This window comes from Streptomyces sp. NPDC008139, from assembly GCF_042957025.1.
GTDB lineage: Bacteria > Actinomycetota > Actinomycetes > Streptomycetales > Streptomycetaceae > Actinacidiphila.
This window is the reverse complement of the sequence record NZ_JBIBHM010000020.1, coordinates 104365-114881: the sequence shown is the minus strand read 5'-3', so window position 1 is coordinate 114881 and position 10517 is coordinate 104365. Positions and strand designations below refer to the sequence as shown.

7 protein-coding genes are annotated in these 10517 nt (G+C 72.0%); 3 read left to right on the top strand and 4 right to left on the bottom strand.

Going from position 1 to position 10517, the window contains the following annotated elements; translation table 11 throughout:
- Window positions 1-425 precede the first annotated feature (425 nt).
- Complete coding sequence (locus ACFZBB_RS32420) at window positions 426-986, bottom strand: MarR family transcriptional regulator (protein WP_355346088.1); 561 nt, start codon at window positions 984-986, stop codon at window positions 426-428.
- 116 nt (window positions 987-1102) lie between these two features.
- Here ACFZBB_RS32420 and ACFZBB_RS32415 point away from each other — a divergent pair, with 116 nt between their 5' ends.
- A complete protein-coding gene (locus ACFZBB_RS32415) occupies window positions 1103-2560 on the top strand; it encodes an MFS transporter (protein WP_391130072.1) in 1458 nt (485 codons plus the stop codon).
- Between the two features lie 189 nt (window positions 2561-2749).
- On the opposite strand, the gene ACFZBB_RS32410 is transcribed toward ACFZBB_RS32415, so the two are convergent.
- Both ACFZBB_RS32410 and ACFZBB_RS32405 read right to left on the bottom strand, forming a co-directional pair.
- Complete coding sequence (locus ACFZBB_RS32410; protein ID WP_391130063.1) at window positions 2750-4501, bottom strand: SpoIIE family protein phosphatase; 1752 nt, start codon at window positions 4499-4501, stop codon at window positions 2750-2752.
- A 113-nt stretch (window positions 4502-4614) separates the two neighbouring features.
- Complete coding sequence (locus ACFZBB_RS32405) at window positions 4615-5982, bottom strand: FAD-dependent oxidoreductase (protein WP_391130060.1); 1368 nt, start codon at window positions 5980-5982, stop codon at window positions 4615-4617.
- Window positions 5983-6291: 309 nt separating this feature from the next.
- Here ACFZBB_RS32405 and ACFZBB_RS32400 point away from each other — a divergent pair, with 309 nt between their 5' ends.
- Together ACFZBB_RS32400 and ACFZBB_RS32395 are read left to right on the top strand one after the other, a co-directional pair.
- Window positions 6292-7218, top strand: a complete 927-nt coding sequence (locus ACFZBB_RS32400) for a TetR family transcriptional regulator (RefSeq protein ID WP_391130056.1) — start codon at window positions 6292-6294, stop codon at window positions 7216-7218.
- A gap of 273 nt (window positions 7219-7491) precedes the next feature.
- A complete protein-coding gene (locus tag ACFZBB_RS32395; protein WP_391130053.1) occupies window positions 7492-9609 on the top strand; it encodes a sigma-70 family RNA polymerase sigma factor in 2118 nt (705 codons plus the stop codon).
- A 123-nt stretch (window positions 9610-9732) separates the two neighbouring features.
- Here ACFZBB_RS32395 and ACFZBB_RS32390 read toward each other — a convergent pair whose 3' ends face one another.
- Entirely contained in the window at window positions 9733-10482 is a 750-nt protein-coding gene (locus tag ACFZBB_RS32390) for a DsbA family protein (RefSeq protein WP_391130050.1), read from the bottom strand.
- Between the last annotated feature and the right edge of the window lie 35 nt (window positions 10483-10517).

Here is a 10517-nt window from a genome sequence, read left to right as displayed (position 1 = left end):
GACTTTTGGCACGCTGTTGAGTTCTCAAGGAACGGAAGCTTCCTTCAGACCGTTTCACCGGCCCTCCGGGCTTTCCCTTCGTCGTGTCTCCGACTCTATCAGACGCTTTCCAGTGTCTGACCCCCAGTCAGCGGGGCTTGTCTTTCCGGCTGTTCGGCCGTTCCGACGAGTGAGACATTAGCTGATCCCGTGCCGCCCGGCCAAATCGGCCCGGTCGAACGAAACACCGCCTGCATTCCGCCAAAACACACAAACGCACGACAACAACGCGACAACACAAGGCTGTCGCTCATGGTCGAAAGGTTCCTGCGGAATGGCTGTCCGGGGACCGACCGGAGTCGGCGCTCACGTCGGACAACTCGGAGAACACTACGGACGAGGACCACCCATGTCAACTCGGGGCAAGGTGGTCCCCATCACACGGGTCAGTCCAGGTCTTCGAGCCGGCCGCCGGCGTCCGGCTGGCTGTACTCGACGCGGCGCAGAAGGCGGGTGAGGATCTCGCCGAGGGCGGCGCGTTCCACCGTCGTGAGGTCCTGGAGGAGCTCGTCCTCGAAGACGGCGGCCAGGCGCATGGTCTGGAGCCACTTGTCACGGCCCTCGTCGGTCAGTTCGACGATGACGCGAACGCGGTTGGCCTCGTCGCGCTCGCGGGTGACCAGGCCCTCGGCGACCATGCGGTCGATCCGGTGGGTCATGGCGGCCGGGGTGAGACCGAGGCGCTTGGCGAGGTCGCCGGGGCCGAGACGGTAGGGCTTGCCGACGACGACGAGTGCTTTGAGGACTTCCCACTCCGCGCTGCTGATGCCGAGGTCGACGAGCTGGCGGCCGTACGCCACGTTCATCCGGCGGTTGAGGCGGCCCAGGGCGGTGACGACCTTCTCCACCTGGGGGTCGACCTCAGGGAATTCGCGCTGGTAGGCGGCGATCTGGGCGTCGAGGTCCAGCTCCTGCGGCGCCCCCGGTGAACCTGCGGCTGCGGTCATCCTTCGAGTATGACACGGAACCCTTTGCGCTAAAGCCCTTCGCGATGTACTCTTTAGCTTCGAACTTTAGTGCTGAAGTCTTCAAAGCGAAGACTCAATGGTCAAGTGGGGTGAGTGTGACAACGGCGATGGGCGCGGCGCTGCGCCGGATCCAGGTGGGAACAGCGCTGAGCGCGTTCGGGAACGGCTTCACGGTCCCGTTCACCTTTATTTACGTCTCGCAGGTGCGGGGGCTGGGCGCGGGTACCGCAGGTGTGGTGCTCGCGACGTTCGCCGTGGCGGCGCTCTTCGTGCTGCCCTTCACCGGCCGGGTCATCGATCAGCGCGGTCCGGTGCCGGTCGCGGTGGTCGGTACGGTGCTGGCCGCAGCCGGGTCACTGGGGCTCGGGCTGTCCGGCAGTGAACCGGTGGTCATCGCGGCGGCTGGTGCGCTCGGTGCCGGTATAGCGGTGGTGCAGCCCGCGCTGGCGACGATGATCGTGTGGTGCTCGACGACCGCGACGCGGTCGCGCGCCTTCGCCACACAGTTCTTCCTCAACAACCTGGGGCTCGGCCTGGGCGGTCTGCTCGGCGGTCTGCTGGTCGACACCGCACATCCGGCGTCGTTCATCCGGCTCTTCGCCATCGAGGCCGCAATGTTCCTGGTGCTGGGCGCGGTCATCGCGACCGTGCGCATGCCGCACGCGCCGCAGGTCGACGGGGCGGTACGGTCCGACGGCGCTGCCTCCGGCGGCTGGCGGCTGCTGCTCGGTGACCGGGCGATGGTCATGGTGTCCGTGCTGGGCTTCGTGATGTTCTTCGCCTGCTACGGGCAGTTCGAGTCGGGGCTCTCGGCGTTCGCCGTCGAGGTCACCCGGATTTCGCCGACCACGCTGGGCGTGGCGCTCGCGGCCAACACCGCCGTGATCGTGCTGGCGCAGTTCGTGGTGCTGCGGCTGGTCGAGCAGCGCAGGCGCAGCCGGGTCATCGCGGCGGTCGGTCTGGTCTGGACGGTCGCCTGGCTGGTGGCCGGGGCGTCCGGGCTGGCGCACGGCAGTCACGCGATGGCGGTCGCGGCGATCATCTCGACGTACGCCCTGTTCGGGCTCGGCGAGGCGATGCTGGCGCCGACCGTGGCTCCGCTGGTCGCCGATCTGGCGCCCGCGCGGATGGTCGGTCAGTACAACTCGGCGTTCGCCCTGGTGAAGCAGTTGGCCCTCGCCCTCGGTCCCGCCGTCGGCGGCCTGATGGCGGGTGCGGGCGCGTACGGGGCGTACATCGTGATGCTGGTGCTCTGCTCGCTGGCGATCTCGGTGACCGCGCTGCGGATGGGGCGGCACCTCACGCTCTTGCAGGACAGTCCGCATCTGGCGGCGGCCCGCGTGGTCGCCCGTTCCGCGCCACGGCTCCCTGCCGGGACGGACACGGACACGGACACGACCGTGGACGTGGTCGTGGACTCGGCTCAAGCCAAGGACCTGGATCTGGACTCGCGGGTGACCGCGGACGCCGACCCGGCCGCCCGAATACCGGCCGCGACCGTCGGCGCCACGGCCGAAGCGCGACCGGAACCGGCCGCGACCGTCTCCCCGTAGTCGGCACCCCCGCCCCTCCGCCCCGAGGGCCGGCCTGCCCGGCCCTCGGCCAGGCGGTCGGCCCCGGACCCAAACGGCCCCGCACCCGAACGGATGCGGTCCCCCAGCGGCCCCGGCCCCGGCCCAGCGGCGGCGACGGCCCAGAGGCGGCGGCACCGTCACCCCGCCCGCCTCACCCCACCGGCACTCTCAGCCCGGCAGGGCGAATTCGCACCAGACGGCCTTGCCGCCGCCCGGGGTGCGGCGGGAGCCCCAGGACGACGCGACGGTGGCGATGATCGAGATGCCGCGGCCGGCCTCGTCGCCGGGTTCCGCGCGGCGGCGGCGCGGCAGGTGGTCGTCGCCGTCGGTGACCTCGATGATCAGCCGCCGGTCGGTGCGGCGCAGCCGCAGCCGCATGGGCGGGGTGCCGTGCTTGAGGGAGTTGGCGACGAGTTCGCTGGCCGCGAGGACGCCGAGGTCGCGCAGTTCGACGGGGAAGCGCCAGGAGGCGAGCACCCCGGAGGCGAAGGCGCGGGCGCGGGGTGCGGCCTCGACGCCGCCGAGGAGTTCGAGCGAGGCGTTGCGGAAGAGCTCGGCCTCGCTGCCGGTGTGGTCCGGGTACTGGAGGACGAGGACGGCCACGTCGTCGTCGTGTTCCGAGGTGACGCCGAGAGCGCGCATCAGGCGGTCGCAGATCACCTGGGGTGCGCCGGTGGCGCCGGACAGGGCCGACATCAGGGCGTCCACACCGACATCGATGTCCTCGCCACGCCGCTCGATCAGGCCGTCGGTGTACAGGACGGCGGTGCAGCCGGGGCCGAGGGCGACCGAGCCCGAGGTGTGGATCCAGCCGCCGGTGCCGAGCGGCGGCCCCGTGGGTTCGTCGGCGCGGCGGACGGTGCCGTCGGGGTCGCGGATCAGGATCGGCAGGTGTCCCGCGGTGGCGTACGACAGGCGGCCCTCGCTGGGGTCGTGCACGGCGTAGACGCAGGTGGCGATCTGGGTGGCGTCGATCTCCGAGGCGAGGCCGTCCAGGAGCTGGATGACCTCGTGCGGCGGCAGGTCGAGCCGGGCGTAGGCGCGTACGGCGGTACGGAGCTGGCCCATGACGGCCGCGGCACGGACGCCCCGGCCCATCACGTCGCCGATGACGAGGGCGGTGCGGCCCGCGCCGAGGGTGATCACGTCGTACCAGTCGCCGCCGACGGCCGCGTCGGTGCCGCCGGGCTGGTAGGTGGCGGCGACGCGGAGGTCGTCGGGCTGTTCGAGCTCCTGCGGGAGAAGGCTGCGCTGGAGGGTGACGGCGGTCTCGTGGAGGCGGCGTTCGCTCTCGCGCAGGCGCTCGGCGGAGTGCACCTGGTCGGTGACGTCGGCAGCGAAGACCAGGACGCCGCGGCGCTCGGGGTCGGGGTCGCCCGCCCTGACAGGGGTGCAGGTGAAGGTGAAGTAGCCGGGCTTGGCGGGTGAGCGGTCGTCGTCGCCGACCACCTTGCGGGCCTTGACGGTGCGCGGCTTGCCGCTGCGGTGGACCTGGTCCATGAGCGGGAGCAGGCCGAGCTCGTCGAGTTCGGGCAGCGCGTCGCGGGCCGGGGCGCCGGTGGTGCGGGCGCCGAAGACCTCCGTGTAGGCGTCGTTGACGAAGTCCACGCGGTGGGCGGGGCCGTGTGTGACGGCGATGAGGGCCGGAAGGCGGCTGAGGACGCCGGTGACTGACGGTTCGTCGGTGACGGCGCCGGCGGCGGGGACGGGACCCGTGGCCTGGCCCGCCGGCGAGCCGGGGGCCTGGCGGGTGCCTTCGGGGTCGGCGTCAGGGGCGGCGGCGCTGCCCGCGTCCGGCGGTGCCGTCGCGGGGTCGGCCGCGTCGGCGCGCGCGGGGTCGCCGACTTTGGCGCGCGCCGCGGGTACGGCACTGCGTCGCTGTGTTCCGGGGAGCCGGGCGCTCCAACGCGTAAGGTTCAAACGTCCGATTCCTCGTATTTGTCACTCTTTGCAGGTGCTGGCGCACGCGTGGTCACACCACCAGTGTGGCCGACCGGCGACCCCGGGGGGAATCGCGCGGCGTCCGGGGCGGGTCAGGGCGCGTCGGGATCGCGGTGCGATCCGGCGGCCAGTTCGAATTCGGCGCGCGGGTGTTCCAGTGAGCCGAGCGAGACGATTTCGCGCTTGAAGAGCCCCGCGAGCAGCCATTCCGCCAGGACACGGGCCTTGCGGTTGAAGGTGGGGACGCGGCTGAGGTGGTAGGCGCGGTGCATGAACCAGGCCGGGTAACCCTTGAGTTTGCGCCCGTAGATGAAGGCGACACCTTCGTGCAGCCCGAGCGAGGCGACGGAGCCCGCGTACTTGTGGCGGTATTCGGTCAGCGGCCGGCCGCGCAGGGTCGCCAGGACGTTGTCGGCCAGGACGCGGGCCTGCCGCAGGGCGTGCTGGGCGTTGGGCGCGCAGTCGGTGCCGGGCTCCGGTGCCGTCAGATCGGGCACGGCCGCCGCGTCGCCCGCCGCCCACGCCGTCTCCGAACCGGCGATCCGCAAGGTGGCCTCGGCGCGCAGCCGTCCGCGGTCGGTGAGCGGCAGGTCCGTCGCGGCCAGCACCGGGTGCGGTTTGACGCCCGCCGTCCAGACCACCGTCCTGGTGGGCAGCCGTTCGCCGTCGGACAGTACGGCGATCCGGTTCTCGCACGACTCCAGCCGCGTCTCCAGCCGGATGTCGACGTTGCGCCCGCGCAGCTCGCGGATCGCGTACTTGCCCATCTCCTCGCCGACCTCGGGCAGGATCCGGCCGGATGCCTCGACCAGGACCCATCTCATGTCCTCGGGGCGGATGTTGTGGTAGTACCGCACGGCGTAACGCGCCATGTTCTCCAGCTCGCCGAGCGCTTCGACGCCCGCGTATCCGCCGCCGACGAAGACGAAGGTCAGCGCGGCCTCGCGGACGTCGACGTCACGGGTGGAGGAGGCGATGTCGAGCTGTTCCAGCACGTGGTTGCGCAGCCCGATCGCCTCCTCGACGGTCTTGAAACCGATGCCGTGCTCGGCGAGCCCGGGGACCGGGAGGGTACGGGAGACCGAGCCCGGCGCGATCACGAGCTGGTCGTACGCCAGCTCCAGCAGGTCGCCGCCCTCCTCGTCGGTGACCGGGGTGGCGATGCTCGCGACGCGCTTGGCGTGATCGATGCCGCGCGCCTCGCCCACGACGATCCGGCACTTGCCGAGCACCCGCCGCAGCGGTACGACGACATGGCGGGGGGAGATGGATCCGGCGGCGGCCTCGGGCAGGAAGGGCTGATACGTCATGTACGGCTGCGGTTCGACGACGACGACTTCGGCCTCGTCGCGCTTGAGCTTCCGCTGCAACCGCAGCGCGGTGTACATCCCGACATAGCCACCGCCCACCACGAGAATGCGCGGGATGCCTGCTCTGTTCCTCGCTGCCGACTCCGTCATTGCTCCATGACGCAATGGACCATAGCCGTTTGTCCACAGCGCGGACGTGATGATTCCCCGGTTTCTTCGACGGGTTCGGCGACGCAGCAGGTCAGCGGTGCACCCACCACCGGGCAAAGGCCGCGCGGAAGTGCACGGCGCCCGTTGCTCCGATCGGGGGCGCGCGCCGGTCGGATCACAACCCCCTTCTTTCTTGACGTGGGCTCAACTATGTTCGTATCTCGTAGTACTGCGGGGGACGCGTACTGATGATCGCCCATGAGCGGGGAGTCTCCGGGGGGAGACGCGAATTTTCCGGGGGATACGTATATGCACATTCAGGACTCTCAGTGGACGACGGCCGCGGCCGGTTCGGACGGCGCCGTCGGCGGAAACCGTCCGGCACCGTTGCGCGTCGACGCGCAGCGCAATCTGGAACACGTACTGCGGGCCGCGCGTGAAGTCTTCGGCGAGTCGGGGTACGGGGCTCCGATGGAGGACGTCGCCCGCCGCGCGCGGGTCGGCGTGGGTACGGTCTACCGCCGTTTCCCGAGTAAGGACGTGCTGGTCAGGCGGATCGCCGAAGAGGAGACGGCGCGGCTGACCGAGCAGGCGCGTACGGCGCTCGGCCAGGAGAACGAGGCGTGGTCGGCGCTGGCGCGCTTCCTGCGCACCTCGGTCGCCTCGGGCGCCGGACGGCTGCTGCCGCCGCAGGTGCTGCGGGTGCAGAGCCCGTCGACGGGCGCCGGTACGGAGCACGGCGGTACGTCGCCGTTGGGCGTCGAGCCGAACCGGGTTCCGCAGCAGCGCAATCCGTTCGCGACGGCGGCCGGGAGCGCCGCGGCGCCGACGTCAGCGGGCACGGGTCCGGCCGCGGGAACGGTGACCGGTACGGCCGGTGAGGTCGCGGACCACGCGGGCCGTGACGACATCGGCGGAAGCGACGGCGGCGCCGACCGGAGCAGCGACCAGAACGGCATACGGGCACTGCTCGATGTCGTCGGACGGCTCGTGGACCGGGCGCGCGAGGCGGGCGAGTTGCGCCTCGACGTGTCGGTGGCCGACGTCCTGCTGGTCATCGCCACCTCGGCGCCTTCGCTGCCCGACCCCGAGCAGCAGGCGGCGGCCTCGGCGCGGCTGTTGGACATCCTGCTGGACGGGCTGCGCTCGCGGCCCGGCGAGCGGGCGGCCGATACCCCGTCAGGGGGCGCGGGGGCACGGGGCGAGGGCGTGACGGAAGGTCAGGAGCCGGCGTAACGCGGCTCGGCTCACCCCGCAGGGCTGGGTTCCACAACTCGGATCAGCCGAGCAACACGGGTCGGCTTAAGGACCCGGCTCGATATAAACGGCTCGGCACAAGGCGCTCGGAGTCACGCGGCGGGACGTCGCGCGACCCGGCGCCGCTCGGGTCGGCGTCACGCGCTCCACCGATCGGGTGAACGTAGAGGAATCGTGAACGATCTCTCCACGGATGAGTGGTTCCCCGGTATCCCGTGACCCCGGCCCGCCCTCCTGTGCCACGCTTGCCCCGTGGAAGAGGCAAACGGCGAGTCCGGCGCTCCCGCCGCGGGCCCGGAGACCGGCGACGGGCTGCCCTCGCGCAGGGTGCCGGGGCAGCGCGAAGTGCCGGGACAGCGCGACCCGGCCGCACGCGACGACGTCCGCGAGGAAGCCCGCGAGGGGACCGGCGAGGGCGCGCGTGAGACCGACTGGGGCACGGACCGCGAGCCGGGCCGTACCGCCGACCCGGAGTCCGGCCGCGTACCCGCCCCCGCCGCGCCGCCGTCCGCCGGGACACCGGCCACCGAGGCACCGGCCGACGACGACCTGCTCTCCGTGCAGGGCCATCCCGCGCACGCCGCCTCCGCCGAGGCCGACGCCCTCGAATCCGCGCTGTCCGACGCCGAGTTGGTGGCACGGGTGCGCGGCGGGCAGGACAGCGCGTACGAGGAGCTGTACCGGCGGCATGCCGAATCGGTTCGCCGCTACGCACGCACCTGCTGCCGGGACGCGCACACCGCGGAGGATCTGACCGGCGAGGTCTTCGCCCGTACGCTCCAGGCGATCCGCGGCGGCAGCGGCCCCGAGTCGGCGGTTCGCGCGTATCTGCTCACCACGGTGCGCCGGGTCGCGGCGTCCTGGGGCAACACCGCCAAGCGCGAGCACCTGGTCGAGGACTTCGCCGTCTTCGCCGTCTCCGCGGCGGGCTCGACGGCCACCGAGGACACCAACGAACTCGGCGCGGACGTACGGGCCATGCAGGAGGCCGAGCAGACGCTGGCCATCCAGGCGTTCCGTACGCTCCCCGAGCGCTGGCAGACCGTGCTGTGGCACACCGCAGTCGAGGACGAGTCGCCGTCCGCCATCGCGCCGCTGCTCGGACTCACACCCAACGCGACGGCCGTCCTGGCCCACCGGGCCCGCGAGGGCCTGCGCCAGGCGTATCTCCAGGCACACGTCAGCTCCACGCTGACCGCCGAGGGCGAGTGCGCGCGGTACGCCGACCGGCTCGGCGCGCACGCGCGCGGGGGCCTGCGGATGCGCGCGGACCGGGAGTTGAGCAGGCACCTGAAGGAGTGCGAGCGGTGCACGGCCGCCTCGCTGGAGCTGGCCGACCTCAACTCGGCGCTCAAGGGACTGCTGCCGGTCGCGTACATCGGCTGGTTCGCCGCCGTCTACGCCGCCAAGGCCGCCGGGATCGTCGCGGTCGGCGGAGCGGTCGGCGCGGCAGGGGCCGCGGGAGGTGTGGCCGCCGCCGCTGCCGGGTCGGGTACGACGTCGAGCGCGGGCGGCGCGGCCGCGGGAGGCGCCGCGTCCGAAGGGCTCGGCGCGCCCGCCAAGGTCGGTATCGCGGCGGCCTTGGTGGTCGCCGCGGCCGCGGCGGCGTTCGCGCTGGCCCTCACCGGGGGCCACGAGAAGGCGCCGCCGAAGGCCCAGCCCAAGCCGCCGCCGGTCGCGGTGGTGACCACTCCCCCGCCGCCCGCGCCGAAACCCGCGCCGAAGCCGAAGCCGGTCGTCCCTCCGCCGCCCGTACAGCCGGTCGAGAAGACGACTCCGCCGCCGAAGCCGAAGCCGACCCCGGCGAAGCCGAGTCCCAAGCCCACGCCGAAGCCGAAGCCGGTCGTCCCTCCGCCGCCGAAGCCGGCCCCGACGACCCCCGCGCCGACACCGACACCGACCCCTCCGCCGCCCGCGCCGACCGCGTACAAGGTCAATTCGCTGGGCATCAGCGGGCTCGGCGACACCTCCGGGCCGACGATCCGGCCGTCGGTCACGAGCTGGTGGTGGAACCGCTGGGGCCTGACGATCGGCGGTACGCAGTACGAGCACGGCATCACCGTCCACGCGCCGTCGTCGCTGACCATCGACCTGAACCAGGCATGCGTCACCTATGACGCGCGCGCCGGGATCGACGGCCTGACCGGGCGCTTCGGCGCGGCCAGCTTCTCGGTGTACGGCGACGACACCCGGCTGTGGCAGTCGGGTGTCGTACGCGGCGGCGACGCGGCCGTGCCCGTGCACGTCGGGATCACCGGGTACAAGACGATCCGGCTGGTGGTCGATCCCGAGGGGCGGCACGGCGGCGGCCCCGGTCTCGGGCTGGCGAATCTGGCCGACTGGGCGGATTCGGTGATCAGCTGCTCGTAGGCGGCCGGTCCGTGGGCTCCGGGCGTTTTCGTACAGAGAGCGCCCGGGCCATGGATTCTGCGGCCATGAGCGCTCTCGGCGATGAGCGCTCTGCGGCGATGAGCATTCTCGGCGATGAACCGATTAGCTGTTCGCGGCCGGTGCGTCCGCAGTGGTGGCTGACGGGACCGCGCACACCCCGTCGGCGCAGGCGGCGTCCGCAGCCGCGTCCTCCGTACCGGCGAGGGCAGCCGCCTCGGCGGCCGAGTCCTTGGCGACCTGTTCGAGCGCCTGGAGGAAGACGGACGTCTCCTGGCCGCCCTGCACCGCCCACTTGCCCTCGAAGACGAAGGTCGGCACGGCCGTGATGCCGATCTGCCGGGCCTGGTCGATCTCCGCCACGACCTCGTCGCGCAGGTCGTCACCGGCGAGGAAGGCGGTGACCGCGTCCCGGTCGAGGCCGGCCGCGACGGCCGCGTCCGTCAGGGCCGTACGGTCGCCGATGTCCAGGCCCTCGCCGAAGTGCCCGGTCATCAGGCGGCCCTTGAGCCGGTTCTGCGTCTCGGGGCCGTACGTGTCCAGGGCGAAGCGCAGCAGGCGGTGGGCGAGCAGCGAGTTGTTCTCCACGACCGTGTCGAAGTCGAAGGTCAGCCCTTCGGCGGCGCCCATCGAGGCGAGTCGGTCGTCCATGGCCACGGCCTGCGGCCCGAATTTCCTCGCCAGCACCTCGCGGTGCGGCTGCGGGCTCTCGGGCGCGGTCGGGTCGAGCTGGAAAGGCCGGTAGACCACCTCGACCGAATCTCCCTGCGGGAAAGCGGCGAGGGCGCGCTCGAAGCGGGATTTTCCGAGGTAGCACCAGGGGCAGGCGATATCGGAGTAGATCTCAACTTTCAAGGCTTTTCACTTCCGGGCGTAGGCGGGCGCTGGCT